Annotated in this window: 14 protein-coding genes; 10 read left to right on the forward strand and 4 right to left on the reverse strand. The window is 67.3% G+C overall.

What is annotated here, in order from left to right; translation table 11 throughout:
* Positions 1–144: 144 nt before the first annotated feature.
* From ffh to rimM, 4 genes are all read left to right on the forward strand, one after another.
* On the forward strand, positions 145–1,626 hold the full coding sequence (gene ffh / locus BM145_RS06750; protein ID WP_093332721.1) for a signal recognition particle protein: 1,482 nt from the start codon (positions 145–147) through the stop codon (positions 1,624–1,626).
* 103 nt (positions 1,627–1,729) lie between these two features.
* Complete coding sequence (rpsP, locus tag BM145_RS06755) at positions 1,730–2,164, forward strand: 30S ribosomal protein S16 (protein WP_093332723.1); 435 nt, start codon at positions 1,730–1,732, stop codon at positions 2,162–2,164.
* A 54-nt stretch (positions 2,165–2,218) separates the two neighbouring features.
* The gene (locus BM145_RS15995) at positions 2,219–2,365 is read left to right on the forward strand and encodes a hypothetical protein (RefSeq protein WP_177200108.1); all 147 of its coding nucleotides are present in this window, start codon (positions 2,219–2,221) and stop codon (positions 2,363–2,365) included.
* Positions 2,346–2,837, forward strand: a complete 492-nt coding sequence (rimM, locus tag BM145_RS06760; protein ID WP_093332724.1) for a ribosome maturation factor RimM — start codon at positions 2,346–2,348, stop codon at positions 2,835–2,837. Before BM145_RS15995 ends, rimM begins: the two co-directional genes overlap by 20 nt.
* Before the next feature lie 131 nt (positions 2,838–2,968).
* On the opposite strand, the gene BM145_RS06765 is transcribed toward rimM, so the two are convergent.
* Positions 2,969–3,925 (reverse strand): NAD(P)/FAD-dependent oxidoreductase, encoded by a 957-nt coding sequence (locus tag BM145_RS06765; protein ID WP_177200109.1) that lies wholly within the window; start codon positions 3,923–3,925, stop codon positions 2,969–2,971.
* Here BM145_RS06765 and trmD point away from each other — a divergent pair.
* From trmD to BM145_RS06780, 3 genes are all read left to right on the forward strand, one after another.
* The gene (gene trmD, locus BM145_RS06770) at positions 3,915–4,649 is read left to right on the forward strand and encodes a tRNA (guanosine(37)-N1)-methyltransferase TrmD (RefSeq protein ID WP_093332726.1); all 735 of its coding nucleotides are present in this window, start codon (positions 3,915–3,917) and stop codon (positions 4,647–4,649) included. The two genes, BM145_RS06765 and trmD, sit on opposite strands and share 11 nt — an antisense overlap.
* A 4-nt stretch (positions 4,650–4,653) precedes the next feature.
* The gene (rplS, locus tag BM145_RS06775; protein ID WP_093332727.1) at positions 4,654–5,046 is read left to right on the forward strand and encodes a 50S ribosomal protein L19; all 393 of its coding nucleotides are present in this window, start codon (positions 4,654–4,656) and stop codon (positions 5,044–5,046) included.
* Positions 5,047–5,164: 118 nt separating this feature from the next.
* Positions 5,165–5,932, forward strand: a complete 768-nt coding sequence (locus BM145_RS06780) for a helix-turn-helix domain-containing protein (RefSeq protein ID WP_093332859.1) — start codon at positions 5,165–5,167, stop codon at positions 5,930–5,932.
* A 41-nt stretch (positions 5,933–5,973) separates the two neighbouring features.
* On the opposite strand, the gene rpoD is transcribed toward BM145_RS06780, so the two are convergent.
* The 3 genes from rpoD to BM145_RS06795 all read right to left on the reverse strand — a co-directional run bounded on the left by rpoD (position 5,974) and on the right by BM145_RS06795 (position 10,586).
* Positions 5,974–8,001: an RNA polymerase sigma factor RpoD gene (rpoD, locus tag BM145_RS06785; RefSeq protein WP_093332728.1), complete on the reverse strand. Its 2,028-nt coding sequence runs from the start codon at positions 7,999–8,001 to the stop codon at positions 5,974–5,976.
* On the reverse strand, positions 8,001–9,875 hold the full coding sequence (gene dnaG / locus BM145_RS06790; RefSeq protein ID WP_093332729.1) for a DNA primase: 1,875 nt from the start codon (positions 9,873–9,875) through the stop codon (positions 8,001–8,003). The genes rpoD and dnaG overlap by 1 nt, the downstream gene beginning before the upstream one ends.
* A gap of 258 nt (positions 9,876–10,133) precedes the next feature.
* Entirely contained in the window at positions 10,134–10,586 is a 453-nt protein-coding gene (locus tag BM145_RS06795; protein ID WP_093332731.1) for a GatB/YqeY domain-containing protein, read from the reverse strand.
* A gap of 87 nt (positions 10,587–10,673) precedes the next feature.
* Here BM145_RS06795 and carA point away from each other — a divergent pair, with 87 nt between their 5' ends.
* From carA to carB, 3 genes are read left to right on the forward strand one after another with little or no spacing between them, the layout of a single operon-like run.
* The gene (gene carA, locus BM145_RS06800) at positions 10,674–11,960 is read left to right on the forward strand and encodes a glutamine-hydrolyzing carbamoyl-phosphate synthase small subunit (protein ID WP_093332732.1); all 1,287 of its coding nucleotides are present in this window, start codon (positions 10,674–10,676) and stop codon (positions 11,958–11,960) included.
* Positions 11,957–12,445 carry a hypothetical protein gene (locus BM145_RS15625; RefSeq protein ID WP_143090118.1) on the forward strand — a complete coding sequence of 163 codons (489 nt, stop codon included), beginning with the start codon at positions 11,957–11,959 and terminating at the stop codon, positions 12,443–12,445. The genes carA and BM145_RS15625 overlap by 4 nt, the downstream gene beginning before the upstream one ends.
* Positions 12,445–15,786 (forward strand): carbamoyl-phosphate synthase large subunit, encoded by a 3,342-nt coding sequence (gene carB, locus BM145_RS06810; protein WP_093332735.1) that lies wholly within the window; start codon positions 12,445–12,447, stop codon positions 15,784–15,786. Before BM145_RS15625 ends, carB begins: the two co-directional genes overlap by 1 nt.
* The last annotated feature ends 50 nt before the right edge of the window (positions 15,787–15,836 follow it).

Consider the following 15,836-nt stretch of genomic DNA (forward strand, 5'->3'; position numbering starts at 1 on the left):
CCCCCACACTCGCGTAAGCACCCCGCCAGTTCGATCGTCGAACGCGAGAAACAAGCACGACCGTCCCCGCACGGCGTGCCCGCTGGCCGGTGAGTTTTCACCCGCCGGCGCTTTTGCGTTTGGCGGCAATGAGGTGGTGAAGCGATGTTCGAGAGCCTGAGCGATCGTCTTGGCGGCGTCTTCGACCGTCTGCGCGGCCGTGGCGCGCTGACGGAGGCGGATGTGCGCGCGGCGATGCGCGAGGTACGCGTCGCGCTGCTCGAAGCCGACGTGGCGCTGCCCGTCGCGCGCGAGTTCGTCGACAAGGCGACCGAGGCGGCGATCGGCCAGAACGTCCTGCGCTCGGTCACGCCGGGCCAGCAGGTCGTCAAGATCGTCCACGACGCGCTGGTCGCGATGCTCGGCGCCGACGCCAGCGAGTTGCTGCTCGACGTCACGCCGCCCGCGGTGGTGATGATGGTCGGCCTGCAGGGCTCGGGCAAGACGACCACCACTGCCAAGATCGCCAAGCGCCTCGCCACCAAGGAGCGCAAGAAGGTCCTGATGGCGTCGCTCGACGTCAATCGCCCCAACGCGCAGGAGCAGTTGGCGACGTTGGGTACACAGGTCGACGTGTCGACGCTGCCGATCGTCGCTGGCCAGCAGCCGGTCGACATCGCCCGGCGCGCGATGCAGGCGGCCAAGCTCCAGGGCTACGACGTCCTGATGCTCGACACCGCCGGTCGACTCCACGTCGATCAGGCGCTGATGGACGAGATGCGCGCCGTCGCCGACGTCGCCAGCCCTCAGGAAATCCTGCTCGTCGTCGACGCGCTGACCGGGCAGGACGCGGTCAACGTCGCCGAGAATTTCTCCACCGAGGTGCCGCTCACCGGCGTGGTGCTGACCCGCATGGACGGCGACGCGCGCGGCGGCGCGGCGCTGTCGATGCGCGCCGTCACCGGCAAGCCGATCAAGTTCGCCGGCACCGGCGAGAAGATGGACGCGCTGGAGGCCTTCCATCCGGAGCGCGTTGCCGGCCGCATCCTCGGCATGGGCGACGTCGTGTCGCTCGTCGAGCGCGCCGCGGAGTCGATCCAGCAGGAAGACGCCGAGCGGATGGCCGCCAAGATGGCCAAGGGGCAGTTCGACATGAACGACCTGCGCGGCCAGTTGGCGCAGATGCAGCGGATGGGCGGCCTGGGCGCGCTCGCCGGCATGATGCCCGGCATGAAGAAGGCGCAAGGGGCGCTCCAGCAGGCGGGCGGCGACAAGATGCTGGTCCACATGGACGCGATGATCGGCTCGATGACGGTCAAGGAGCGCAACAAGCCCGAGCTCATCAACGCCAAGCGCAAGATTCGCATCGCCAAGGGCTCCGGCACCACGGTGCAGGAGGTCAACAAGCTCCTGAAGATGCATCAGGAGATGTCGACCGCCATGAAGAAGCTCAAGAAGATGGGCGGCCTCAAGGGCATGATGGCGATGCTCGGCAAGGGCGGCATGGGCGGGCTCGGCAACGCCCTCGGCGGACCCGATCTGGGTGCCGCGATGCAAAAGGCGGGTGGGGGTCTGCCCGGTCTCGGCGGCCCAGGCGGTATGCCGTCGCTGCCGCCCGGGTTCGAGAACCTTATCAAGAAGAAGTGATCGGGCGCCTCAGTAAGGCGTCGTAAGTAATTACAAGAACGACAATAACCTTCAACCAACCCGCGCCGCGTGCGCGAACATCGAGAAGTTAGAGGAAAACATCATGGCCATCAGCATTCGCCTGTCGCGCGGCGGTTCCAAGAAGCGCCCCTACTACCGCATCGTCGTCGCCGACGCCCGTGCGCCGCGCGACGGCAAGTTCATCGAGAAGATCGGCAACTACAACCCGCTGCTCGCCAAGGACGCGGAGAACCGCGTCGTGCTCGACACCGAGCGCGCCAAGCACTGGCTGTCGGTGGGCGCGCAGCCGACCGACCGCGTCGCCCGCTTCCTCGACGCCGCCGGCGTCCGCGAGCGCGCCGCGCGCCAGAACCCCAACAAGGGCAAGCCCGGCGAGAAGGCGACCGAGCGCGCCGAGGAGCGTGCCGAGAAGCTGAAGGCGCAGGAGGAGGCCGCCGCTGCCGCCGCCGCCGCCCCGGCGCCCGAGCCCGCCGCCGAAGCGGAAGCCGAGCCGGCTGCCGAGACCACCGAGCAGTAAGGCACCCGATCCCGTCATCGTGCGTTTCCCCGTCGACCACGACAGGAGCGCACGATGATGCCCGATACCGATCACAATCCCGATCCCCGCACCGCCCCGGACGACGCCGAGGACGCGTCGAACCAGGGCAAATCGGCTCAGGCGCCCGCCGAGGGTGCCGACGACCTATCCCCGGAGAACGATGGCTCACCCCAAGGCTGATCCGAATTCGCCCGTCACGCTGGCCGCCATCATCGGCGCGCACGGCGTGGCGGGCGAAGTACGTTTGAAGGTGTTCGCCGACGACCTGTCGCCGCACCGCTCCTTCAACGGCGGCGCGCTGACGCTCACCTCGCTTCGCGACGGCAGCAACGGCGCCATTGCCCGCTTCGCCGAGGTGAAGGACCGCACCGCGGCCGAGGCGATGCGCGGCACCGAGCTCACTGTCCCCCGTTCGGCTCTCCCGCCCCTGGAAGAGGGGGAATATTATCACGCCGACCTGATCGGCCTGCCGGTCGTGACGCCCGCCGGCGAGCCTCTGGGCATCGTGGTCGCGATCGATAACTTCGGTGCCGGCGACGTGATCGAGGTCGAACGCCCGACCACCAAGCGCTTCATGGTCCCCATGATCCCCGCCGCCGTGCCGGAGTGGGATGCCGAGCGGTTGGTGGTATCGGACGGCTGGGTGGAGTAGGTAGCCGCCCCGACCGTCACCCCGGACTTGATCCGGGGTCCATGCGTCCGCACACTCTCAAACTGCTGAATGCGCGGCGCCATGGATGCCGGGTCCAGCCCGGCATGACGAAGGTAGATAGGGCCAGCATCCTACCGCCGGATCGGCCGACGATCCCCAAGCATGTTCCGGATCGTCGTCGCCGCGACACCGGCCTCGCCCATCGCGTGGCTGATCTGATCCAACCCTTTTACCACGTCCCCCGCCGCGAACAGGCCCGGTACGGAGGTACGCTGATGGTCGTCGACTTCCAGGCAGCCCTCCTCGCTCGCCCGCGCGCCGGCGGCGACCGCCAGCTCGGATCGGATCACCGATCCCATCGCCGGGTAGACGCTGTCGAATGCCATGCGTCCCTCCGCCGTGTCGAAGGCGAATCGCTCGCCCTCGATGGCGAAGCCGCCGCACGGCCCCGTCACCCGCTGCACGCCCGCTTCCTCCAGCGCCGCCTCGCATGCCTCGTCCAGGTCCAGGCCGCCGTCGGGGCTGACCAGCGTCACGTCGCGCGTGTAGCCGCGCAGGAACAGCGCCTCCTTCATGCCGTGGCTGCCCTTGCCGATCACGCCGACGCGCTTGTCGGTCACTTCGTACCCGTCGCAGATCGGGCAGTAGCGCAGGGCGCCGAGGTGGAGCGCGCGGGTGTGCAAGTCCGGGTCCATCGCCGGCCGATTGTTGACCACCCCCGTCGCCAGCAGCACCGATCGCGTGCGAACGCCGCGATCGGCGATCCAGACGGTGAACTCATCCCCCTGCGGCTCGATCGCGGTCACCGTCGCCTCCTCGCGCACCGCGCCGAACCGCTCCGCCTGCTCCTGCATCCGCGCGAGCAGTTCGCGACCGGGGATGCCGTCCGGAAAGCCCGCATGGTTGTTGGTCCGCGGTATCCACCCCGCGCGGCTGTCGCCCGAATCGAACAGCCTGATCTTCAGCCAGTAGCGCGCCAGGTAGATCGCCGCCGTCAGCCCCGCCGGCCCCGCGCCGACGATGACGCAATCGTCCAGTTCCGCTTGCGTGCCGGGCTGCTCGGCGGAAAGAGGGGTGATGACGTTCATCGCACAGGTCCTGACGCTTTATCCGGAAATGTTTCCCGGCCCGCTGGGCATGTCGCTCGCGGGCCGCGCGCTGAACGAAGGACGCTGGCGCTGCGATCCGTTGCAGATCCGCGACTTCGCCACGGACCGGCACCGCTCGGTCGACGACACGCCCGCGGGCGGCGGCGCCGGCATGGTGCTGCGCGCCGACGTGGTGGCCGCCGCGATCGACCACGCCGCCGCGACGGCGCCCGATCTGCCGCTCATCGCCATGACCCCACGTGGGCGTCCCTTGAGCCAGGCGCGGGTGAGGGCGCTCGCCGCCGGCCCCGGCGTCACCCTGCTGTGCGGCCGCTTCGAAGGGTTCGACGAGCGGCTGTTCGAAGCGCGCGCGATCGAGGAGGTGTCGATCGGCGACTATGTCCTGTCCGGCGGCGAGATGGGCGCCCTCGTCCTCCTCGACGCTTGCATCCGGCTGCTTCCCGGCGTAATGGGCGCGGCTTCCAGTGGGGATGAGGAAAGCTTCGAGAGCGGCCTCCTCGAATATCCCCATTATACCCGACCGCAGATGTGGGAAGGGCGCACGATCCCCGAAGTGCTGCGATCGGGGGATCATGCGAGGATCGCCGCCTGGCGCAAGTCGAAGGCGGAGACCGATACACGGCTACGGAGGCCGGACCTTTGGGAGCGCCACGAGGGCGCTCGGGTCCAGCCTCCCTCTGGCGCGCGGCGTGAAAAGGACTGAGTTCATGAACCTGATCCAGCAGCTCGAAGCCGAGCAGATCGAGAAGCTCACCGCCAAGCGCGCGATCCCCGAATTCCGCCCCGGCGACACGCTGCGTGTCGGCGTCCGCGTGGTCGAGGGCGAGCGTACCCGCGTCCAGGCGTATGAGGGCGTGTGCATCGCGCGCTCGAACAAGGGCATGGGTTCGAGCTTCACCGTGCGCAAGATCTCGTTCGGCGAGGGCGTCGAGCGCGTGTTCCCGCTCTACTCGCCCAACATCGACTCGATCGAGGTCGTCCGCAAGGGCGCCGTGCGTCGCGCCAAGCTCTATTACCTGCGCGGTCGCACCGGCAAGTCGGCCCGCATCGCCGAGCGCCGCGACACGCGGCCCGCGAAGGGCGCTGCCGCCGCAGAGTAAGCACGGCCAGCCGTCTGATGAAAAAGGCGTGAGGAGCGATCCTCGCGCCTTTTTCATATCCGCGCATCCGCAAGCGTCGGCGCTGGAACTCGGCATCGACCCCGCTTACCGGTCGCGCATGACCGACCCGGCCGCACCTGACCCGCTCCGCTCGCTGACCGTGCGCGAGAAGGAGACGCTACGCCTGCTCGCCAAGGGGCATGATGCCAAGTCGGTCGCGCGCGAACTCGGCTTGTCCGTCCACACCGTCAACGAGCGACTGCGCGATGCCCGCCAGAAGCTGCGCGTGTCCAGCAGCCGCGAGGCCGCGCGCCTCTTCGCCGCGCACGAGGCTTCTCCCGAATTTGTCGTAGACGACGGATTTGGGGTCGCCACCACCACCGATCCCCTGCTCCCTCCGAGGGAGCGAGGCGGGAGTATCCGTCTCGCCTGGTTTGGTGGAGGAATGCTCATCATGTCGCTTATCATCGCAGCGCTGATCTTCTCGTCCGTGCCCGGCAGTGAAGACACGCAGGCCAGGAGGGCCCCGGCCACGCCGGTCAAGGTCGGGCCGTCGGCCGCTTCCGCCGCGGCCGAGGCCTGGCTGGCGCTACTCGATCAAGCACGCTGGCAGGAGAGTTGGAAGGCTGCTGCGCGCATGTTCACCTCGCAGGTGCCCGCACCTCAATGGGCGGCCATGGCAGGCGCGGTACGTAGGCCGCTCGGCCGCGTGTCGGATCGCCGTTTCGTCGACGCGACCGAGACCAATTCGCTGCCCAACATACCGCCCGGCGAGTACCAAGTCGTACAATTCGCGACCCGCTTCGCCGAACGTGAGGCCATCGAAACCGTCGTCCTGGCCCGCGAAGGCGGAGTCTGGAGAGTCGCGGGTTACTTCGTCAAATAAGCGAGAAGGGCCGCGGCATCCTTTCGCCGCGGCCCCTGATCTTACTGGTCGAGAAAGCTCCGCATCTTGCGGCTACGGCTCGGATGCTTGAGCTTCCGCAACGCCTTCGCCTCGATCTGCCGGATACGCTCGCGCGTGACCGAGAATTGCTGCCCGACCTCCTCCAGCGTGTGGTCGGTGTTCATGCCAATGCCGAAGCGCATCCGCAGCACGCGCTCCTCGCGCGGCGTCAGCGAGGCGAGGACGCGCGTCACCGTTTCCTTGAGGTTGGCCTGGATCGCGGCATCGACCGGGATCACCGCATTCTTGTCCTCGATGAAGTCGCCGAGATGCGAATCCTCCTCATCGCCGATCGGCGTTTCGAGGCTGATCGGCTCCTTGGCGATCTTCATCACCTTGCGAACCTTCTCCAGCGGCATCGACAGCCGCTCGGCCATCTCCTCCGGCGTCGGCTCGCGGCCCTGCTCGTGCAGGAACTGGCGACTGGTGCGGACCAGCTTGTTGATCGTCTCGATCATGTGGACCGGGATGCGGATCGTCCGCGCCTGATCGGCGATCGAGCGGGTGATCGCCTGCCTGATCCACCAGGTCGCGTAGGTCGAGAATTTGTAGCCGCGGCGATACTCGAACTTGTCGACCGCCTTCATCAGGCCGATATTGCCTTCCTGGATCAGGTCCAGGAACTGCAACCCGCGGTTGGTGTATTTCTTGGCAATCGAGATCACCAGGCGCAGGTTCGCCTCGACCATCTCCTTCTTGGCGATGCGCGCCTCGCGCTCCGCCTTCTGCACCATGTTGACGATGCGGCGGAACTCGACCAGCGCCATGCCCGTCGCCTGGCTGATCTCGCCGATCTCGGTGCGGATGCGATCGACCGCATCGCCCTCGTTGCTGACGAACGCCGCCCATTTCTTGTCGATCTTGCCGACCGTCTGAAGCCAGGTGTCGTCGAGCTCGTGCCCGACATAGCGGTCGAGAAAGTCCTTGCGGTTGACCTTGTGCCGCTCGGCCAACCGCAGCATCTGCCCGCCCAGCGCGGTCAGGCGCCGGTTGAAGGCGTAGAGCTGGTCGACCAGATACTCGATCTTGGCATTGTGGAACTGGACGCTCTCGACCTCGGCGGTCAGCTCCTCGCGCAGCTTCTGGTATTTGCGCTCGTCCGCCGCCGACAGCTCGCCACCCGCCGACATGGCGGTCAGCCGCGTCTGCTGCAGTTTGGCGAACTTCTTGTAGAGCGCGGTAATGTTGGCGAACCGCTCCAGCGCCATCGGCTTGAGCTGTTCTTCCATCTGGGCGAGCGAGAGGGTGTTGTCCTCCTCCTCTTCCTCCGTGGCGCGGGGCGCACGACGCTCGGTCATGTCGTCCTCGTCGTCGGCGGACGCTTCCTCCGGCTCCGCTTCCTCCTTGAAGCTGGCGCCCGCGGTCTTCTCGCTGATCTCGTCGCCTTCTTCCTCGGCGCCCTCGACCTGCTCGGCCGACGGACCCTTGGAGAGCATCGCGTCGAGATCGAGAATCTCGCGCAGCTGCATCGTGCCTTCGTTGAGCGCGGTGGACCAGTCGATGATCGCGTTGAACGTGATCGGCGACTCGCACAGCCCCAGGATCATCGTGTCGCGTCCGGCCTCGATCCGCTTGGCGATCGCGATCTCGCCCTCGCGGCTGAGCAGCTCGACCGCTCCCATCTCGCGCAGGTACATGCGGACGGGATCGTCGGTGCGATCGACCGTCTCCTTCTTCTTCTCAGGCAGCGCCGCATCGGCGGTGCCGTCGTCGGCGGCCTCCGGCTCCTCGGCGTCGTCCGCGCGCTCCTCGGTCTCGCCGTCCTCGCCCGCCTCGTCGTTCTCGACGATGTTGATGCCCATCTCGTTCAGCGCCGAGGTCATGTCCTCGATCTGGTCGGAGGTCATCTCGCCCTGGGGCAACGCTTCGTTGAGCTGCTCATAGGTGATGTAGCCGCGCTTCTTGGCGCGCGCGATCACCTTCTTGACGCCAGCGTCGTTGAGATCGATCAGCGGCGCATCGCCCGTGTCGGGAGCGTCGTTGTCAGCCGCCATGTTCGCCTTCGCCATCAATGTCCCTCGGTACCCAACGATCGGGCGTCTTCGTTCGACTGCACCAGATTTGCAAGCCGCGCGTCGAGCGCCTGTTTCTCTCTCACCAACGCCACCTGCCGTTCGAACGCCTCATCGGTGAAGCGCGCCTGCATCGCGGCGGTGGCCGCGGCCAGCTGCGCATCGACCTCGGGTCGGGCGATCAGGATCGTGATCGCCTCGTCCAGGTCTTCGCGTGCCCGCGCCTCGTCCCCCGATCGCTGCGTGAACGTATAAGGCATCGTATCGGCCCGCAGCAGATCGCTGGCGATCGCCTCGAAACCGGATGTCGCCAATATGGTGACCAGCCGAGCGCTATCAAGCGCGTCGCCGCGCCGGTCCTCCAGGGCGACGTCGACCACCGCCTCGAACAGCCGACCGAGCGCCCCGTCCGCCATTTTGAGGCTGCCCAGCACCTCCACGTGCCGTGCGATCTCCGCCGGGTGGCGGATCAGCCCGGCGAGCACCGCCTTGGCGAGCACCCGGTCGATCCCGCCTTGCGCGCGCACCGCCTTGGCCTCGGGTGTCGCAGGCGGGGCAGGGGGGCGCCACGGTGCCTTGCCGCCGCGCTGGAAGGGCGTGAAGGGCTTTCGCTGCGGCGCGAAATGCGCGTCGCCGCGACGGCGGAACTCCGCCTGATATTCCGACCGTACGCCGACGTCGGCGATCTGCCCGGCGAGTTCGCCCAGCCGCCGCTTCAACCCCGCTCGCTGCTCGGGCGTGTCGAGCGGCTCGGCGGCGAGCTCGGCCTGCCATAATCGGTCGACCAGCGGCTGCGGCTCGGCGAGCAGCTTCTCCATCGCCGCCGCGCCGCCCGCCTTGACCAGGTCGTCTGGGTCCTGCCCCTGCGGCAGCGTCACGAACGACAGGCTGCGCCCCGGTGCCAGCATCGGCAACGCGCGGTGCGCCGCCCTGAGCGCCGCCTTCTGCCCCGCCGCGTCACCGTCGAAGCACAGCACGGGCACGTCGACCATCCGCCACAGCCGCTCCAGTTGCGCTTCGGTCAGCGCGGTGCCGAGCGGGGCGACGCACTCGCCGATGCCCGCCTGCGCCAGCGCGATCACGTCCATATAGCCCTCGACCACGAGCACGCGGTTGGCCTTGCGCGCGGCCGGCGCGGCACGGTCGAGATTGTAGAGCGTCCGCCCCTTGTCGAAGAGCGGCGTGTCGGGCGAGTTCAGATATTTGGGCTCGCCTTGGTCGAGGATGCGCCCGCCGAACGCGATCGTCCGCCCGCGCGCGTCGCGGATCGGGATCATCAGCCGGCCGCGGAACCGGTCGTAAGGCTCCTTGCCCTCGACCTGGATTAGCAGCCCCGCCTTGACCAGCTTGGCGTCGCCGTATTCCTTCAACGCCGTCTTCAGCCGCCCGCGGCTGTCGGGCGCATAGCCCATGCCGAACGCCCGCGCCGTCTCCGCCGAGATGCCGCGCCGCTCCAGCAGCGCGCGCGCGTCACCGCCGCCGAGCCCATGCAACTGCTCGACGAACCAGGCGGCGGCATCCTCGCTCGCCTCGTGCAGACCCTTGGCGCGTTCGGCCTTCTCGGCCGAGCGGCGATCCTGCGCGGGCATCTCCATGCCCGCTACCTGCGCCAGTTCCTTGACCGCATCGATGAAGGGCAGGCCGCGCTGATCGGTCATCCACTTGATCGCGTCGCCGTGCGCCGAGCAGCCGAAACAGTGGTAGAAGCCCTTGTCGTCGTTGACGTAGAAGGACGGCGTCTTCTCGTTATGGAACGGGCAGCAGCCCCGCATTTCGCGGCCGGCCTTCTGCAACTTGGTCGTCTTGCCGATCAACCCGGACAGCGACGTGCGCGCGCGCAGTTCGTCCAGAAAGGCGGGCGAGAGACTCATGCGCGGGTTATACAACCTATGCCGCAACGCGCGGCGCGTGGCAATCCGCCGGGTGCTGGAAGAAGAAGGATCGTTCGCGCGGAGACGCGGAGCCGCGGAGAAGAAGAAATAGATGAGGCGCTGCGCGCGGCTCTCGTCGTGCCGCAGGCTATCGAGTCAAACGCATGGCCAGGTACCGGCGCGCGTGAAGCACGACGTCATCGCCCGCCCCACTCTTCTTCTCCGCGGCTCCGCGCCTCCGCGCGAACAAAAACCTTCTTACGACAACGCCGCCTTCACCAGCCCGCTGGCCTTGCTCATGTCGAGCGTCGACGCATGCCGCGCCTTCAGTTCCGCCATCACGCGGCCCATGTCCTTCATGCCGCCTGCGCCCAGTTCCGCCTTGATCGCCTCGATCGCGCTCCGCGTCTCGTCCTCGCTCATCTGGGTCGGCAGGAAGCGTTCGATCACCGCGACCTCCGCTTCCTCACCCTTCGCCAGCTCCTCGCGTCCGCCCTTGCGGTACATCTCGATCGACTCGCGGCGCTGCTTCACCATCTTCTGCAGCACTTCGACGACCAGCGCGTCGTCGTCGTCCGGCGCCTTGCCGGTGCGCGCCTCGATGTCGCGGTTCTTGATCGCCGCCTGGATCAGCGACACGGCGTTGCGGGTTTCCTTGTCGCCGGCCTTCATGGCGGCGACCTGGGCGGATTTGATGTCGTCTCGGATCATGCCCGTCTTATTGACGAAGGGGAGGGCGGGGTCTAGCGGGCGGCGCTTAGCGACATCGCCGTTTTTTCCAGGAGTGCCCGCCCGACCATGGCCGACGCAACGCCCCTTGCCGTGCCCGCCGCCCCGGAAGGCGCCACCGGCGTCCTCGTCCTGTCGACCGGCGACGTGATCTGGGGCCACGGCTTCGGCGCGGAAGGGCAGGCGGTCGGCGAGGTGTGCTTCCACACCGCGATGACCGGTTACCAGGAGATCATGACCGACCCGAGCTTCGCCGGGCAGATGGTTGCCTTCACCTTTCCCCATATCGGCAACGTCGGCGCCAACCCCGACGACGTCGAGGCGGACGCACCCCACGCCACCGGCATGATCGTGCGCGAGGTGCCGACCGAGCCGTCCTCCTTCCGCGCGATGGAGAATCTCGACGGCTGGATGCGCCGTCACGCGCGCATCGGCCTCGCCGGCATCGACACCCGCGCGCTCACCCGCCGCATCCGCGAGGGCGGCGCGCCCACGGGCGTCATCGCGCACGCCGCCGATGGCCGGTTCGACCTCGACGCGCTCCGCACCATGGCAGCCGACTGGCCCGGCCTCGAAGGCATGGACCTGGCGAAGAGCGTTTCCACCGAAACGCACTATGGCTGGGAAGGCGGCATCTGGCACCTCGGCTTCGGCTACGGAGAGGGTGCTTCGACTGCGGCGCGGGGCGCCGCAGTTCATCCTGAGCTTGTCGAAGGGCTCAGCACGAACGGGCAAGGGGAGGTAGGCGCACCTTCCCCGTTCGCCCTGAGCGAAGTCGAAGCGCAGGCCCCGCGCAAACCCCACGTCGTCGCGATCGATTACGGCAGCAAACGCAACATCTTCCGCAATCTTGCTCTCGCAGGAGCGAAAGTGTCGGTGGTGCCCGCCACCGCGACCGTTGACCAAATCATGGCGCTGAAGCCCGACGGTATCTTCCTCTCCAACGGCCCCGGCGACCCTGCCGCGACCGCGGAATACGCCGCCCCCGTCATCCGCGAGCTGCTCGACGCGAAGCTGCCGCTGTTCGGCATCTGCCTCGGCCACCAGCTCCTCGCCCTGACGCTCGGCGCCCGCACCACCAAGATGTTCCAGGGCCACCGCGGCGCCAACCACCCGGTCAAGCGCCTGTCCGACGGCGCGGTCGAGATCACCAGCATGAACCACGGCTTCGCGGTCGAACGCGACAGCCTGCCGGAGGGGGTGCGGGAGACGCATGTGTCGCTCTTCGACGGCTCCAACGCGGGGCTGGAGATTAATGGCGGTCGCGCGTTCAGCGTCCAGTACCATCCGGAAGCGAGTCCGGGACCGCAGGATAGCTTGTATTTGTTCGAGCGGTTTGTGGGGCTCATAGCATGAACTTCACAAGAATAGTCCTTGCTGTCTCGCTTGCGCTCCAACTCGCGTCTGGTGCTGCGGCGCAGAAGGCGGGCAAGCCACCGGTGCTGATGCAGTTTCAGTGGTCGCTGTCATGCCGAGGCGAGCAGGTCGGCACGGATGGGCAACCGCTATGCTCGGCACAGTACATTGGCTCCCCGAACCTTCAGGTTTCCCGGACTGACACTGGTATGAGGCTCGTGACGACGGCGGACTGCGGTCGTGGTCCGAACCAATTCGGGCAAGACGTCCCCGCCTATCGCAAGATCGGGATTGACGTCGCACTTGAGTCAGGCGTGTCGGCGGAGAGGATCCAACGGCTCGTCATGCTGAACCTGAAAGATTTTCCAAAATTGATCCGCAAAGCCTGTCCATCGTCATACAACAGCGGTAAGTTTGACTTGGAGGAAGGGCATCTGCCGATAATGATAAACTCCGTCTTCGTAATTAAGCAGGTGCGCTACTAATGCCAAAACGCACCGACATCTCCTCCATCCTCGTCATCGGCGCGGGGCCCATCGTCATCGGCCAGGCGTGCGAGTTCGATTACTCCGGCACGCAGGCGATCAAGGCGTTGCGCGAGGAAGGCTATCGCATCGTCTTGGTCAATTCCAACCCGGCGACGATCATGACCGATCCGGAACTCGCCGACGCGACCTACGTCGAGCCGATCACGCCCGCCGTCGTCGCGCGCATCATCGAGAAGGAGCGGCCCGATGCCGTCCTGCCGACGATGGGCGGCCAGACCGCGCTCAATACCGCGCTCGCCCTGTTCCGCGACGGCACGCTGGAGAAATACGGCGTCCAGATGATCGGCGCCGATGCCGAGGCGATCGACAAGGCGGAGGACCGGCTCAAGTTCCGCGACGCCATGGACCGGATCGGGCTGGAAAGCGCCCGCTCCGCCATCGCCCACACCGAGGCGGAGGCGCTGACGGCGCTCGACAAGGTCGGCCTGCCAGCGATCATCCGCCCCAGCTTCACCATGGGCGGCTCGGGCGGCGGCATCGCCTACAACCGGGCCGAGTTCCTCGGCATCGTCCGAAACGGGCTCGACCTGTCGCCGACAACCGAGGTGCTGATCGAGGAATCACTCCTCGGTTGGAAGGAATATGAGATGGAGGTCGTGCGGGATCGCAACGACAACGCCATCATCATCTGCTCGATCGAGAACGTCGACCCGATGGGCGTCCATACCGGCGACTCGATCACCGTCGCGCCGGCGCTGACGCTGACCGACAAGGAATACCAGATCATGCGCAACGCATCGATCGCGGTGCTCCGAGAAATCGGTGTCGAAACAGGCGGTTCCAACGTCCAGTTCGCGGTGAATCCGAGGGACGGCCGCCTCGTCGTCATCGAGATGAACCCGCGCGTCTCGCGCTCCTCCGCGCTCGCCTCCAAGGCCACCGGTTTCCCCATCGCCAAGGTCGCGGCCAAGCTCGCGGTCGGCTACACGCTCGACGAGATCACCAACGACATCACCGGCGCAACCCCGGCGTCGTTCGAGCCGACGATCGATTACGTCGTCACCAAGATCCCCCGCTTCGCCTTCGAGAAGTTCAAGGGCGCGGAGCCGACGCTCGGCACCGCGATGAAGTCGGTCGGCGAGGTCATGGCGATCGGCCGCAACATCCACGAATCGATACAGAAGGCGTTGCGCGGGCTGGAGACGGGTCTCAGCGGCTTCAACCAGGTCGATCACCTCGTCGGCGCCTCGCGCGGGCGGATCGAGGCGGCGCTGGCCTCGCCCACGCCCGACCGGCTGCTCGTCGCCGCGCAGGCGCTGCGTGAGGGCTTCACCGTCGCCGAGGTTCACGCGATCGCCAAATACGATCCCTGGTTCCTGGAGCGGATCGCCGAGATCATCGCCGCCGAGCAGCAGGTGATGGAGAACGGCCTGCCCATCGACGCGCCCGGCATGCGGCGCCTCAAGGCGATGGGCTTCAGCGACAAGCGGCTCGCCTGGCTTGCGCTGCAATCGGCGAACCTGCGGGGGATGCGCCGCGGCATCGCGCGCGGTTCCGGCCTGATCCACGAGGTGGTGAAGGCGATGACCGGCGGCGTCACCGAGGACGAGGTGCGCGAGCATCGCGTGAAGCTTGGCGTCCGCCCGGTCTTCAAGCGTATCGATACCTGCGCCGCCGAGTTCGACGCGAAAACGCCCTATATGTACTCGACCTACGAGGCCCCCAGCTTCGGCGAGCCGGAGAACGAGGCGCAGCCCAGCGACCGTCGCAAGATCGTGATCCTGGGCGGCGGGCCGAACCGGATCGGGCAGGGGATCGAATTCGATTACTGCTGCTGCCACGCCTGCTTCGCGCTGGCTGATGCCGGCTACGAGACGATCATGGTCAACTGCAATCCGGAGACGGTGAGCACGGACTACGATACCTCCGACCGCCTGTATTTCGAGCCGCTGACTGCCGAGGACGTGCTGGAGATCCTCCATGTGGAGGCGAGCCGCGGCGAACTCGTCGGCGTCATCGTCCAGTTCGGCGGCCAGACGCCGCTCAACCTAGCGCGCGCGCTGGAGGCGGCGGGCATCCCGATCCTCGGCACCAGCCCGGCCGCGATCGACCTGGCGGAGGATCGCGAGCAGTTCGCCGCCCTCGTCAACCGCCTCGACCTGCTCCAGCCCGCCAATGGCATCGCGCGCAGCCGCGACGAGGCGCTCGGCGTGGCCGACCGGATCGGCTACCCCGTGCTGATGCGGCCCAGCTTCGTGCTCGGCGGCCGCGCGATGGAGATCGTCGACAGTCCGGCGCAGCTCGACGATTACATCCAGACCGCGGTGCAGGTGTCGGGCGACGCGCCGGTGCTGATCGACCAGTATCTGCGCGACGCGATCGAGGTCGATGTCGACGCGATTGCCGACGGCACCGACCTGGTGGTCGCGGGCGTGCTCCAGCATATCGAGGAGGCGGGCGTCCACTCGGGCGACAGCGCCTGCTCGATCCCACCCTACAGTCTGTCGGACGACACGATCGCCGAGATCGAACGGCAGACGGAGGCGCTGGCCCGCGCGCTCGGCGTCGTGGGTCTGATGAACATCCAGTTCGCGGTGAAGGACGGTGCCGTCTACCTGATCGAGGTCAATCCGCGCGCCTCGCGCACCGTGCCATTCGTCGCCAAGGCGATCGGCGCGCCCGTCGCCAAGATCGCTGCGCGGGTGATGGCGGGCGAGAAACTGCGCGACTTGCCCGCGATCGACCGCCGCATCGATCACGTCGCGGTGAAGGAAGCGGTGTTCCCGTTCAACCGCTTCCCCGGCGTCGACCCCGTGCTCTCACCCGAGATGCGCTCCACCGGCGAAGTCATGGGAATCGCCGGCGATTTCACCACTGCCTTCGCCAAGGCGCAGCTCGGTGCCGGCACGGTGCTGCCGACGACAGGCGCGGTGTTCGTCAGCGTCAAGGACAGCGACAAGCCGCAGATCGTCGCGGCCGTCCGCTCGCTGATCGACGCGGGCTTCGCGATCGTGGCGACGGGAGGGACCGCCGATTACCTCCAGCGCGCCGGGCTGACGGTGGAGCGGATCAACAAGGTGGCGCAGGGTCGCCCGCATATCGGCGACCGCATCGCCGATGGCGGGATCGACCTGATCTTCAACACCACCGAGGGTTGGCAGTCGCTGAAGGACTCCAAGCCGATCCGCCAGGCGGCGCTTGCCGCGCGCATCCCCTATTACACGACCGCGTCCGCCAGCGTCGAGGCGGCCCGTGCGATCGCCGCCGGATCGGTGGCGATGGGGGGCGTGCTTGAAGTCAGGCCGCTGCAGGCCTATTATTCTCCATCGCACGACTGATTTTCGTTAAATTTCGAGATTGTGCGCGCGCGGGCGACCACCGCGCGGGG

This window comes from Sphingomonas rubra (assembly GCF_900115745.1).
Taxonomy (GTDB): domain Bacteria; phylum Pseudomonadota; class Alphaproteobacteria; order Sphingomonadales; family Sphingomonadaceae; genus Sphingomonas; species Sphingomonas rubra.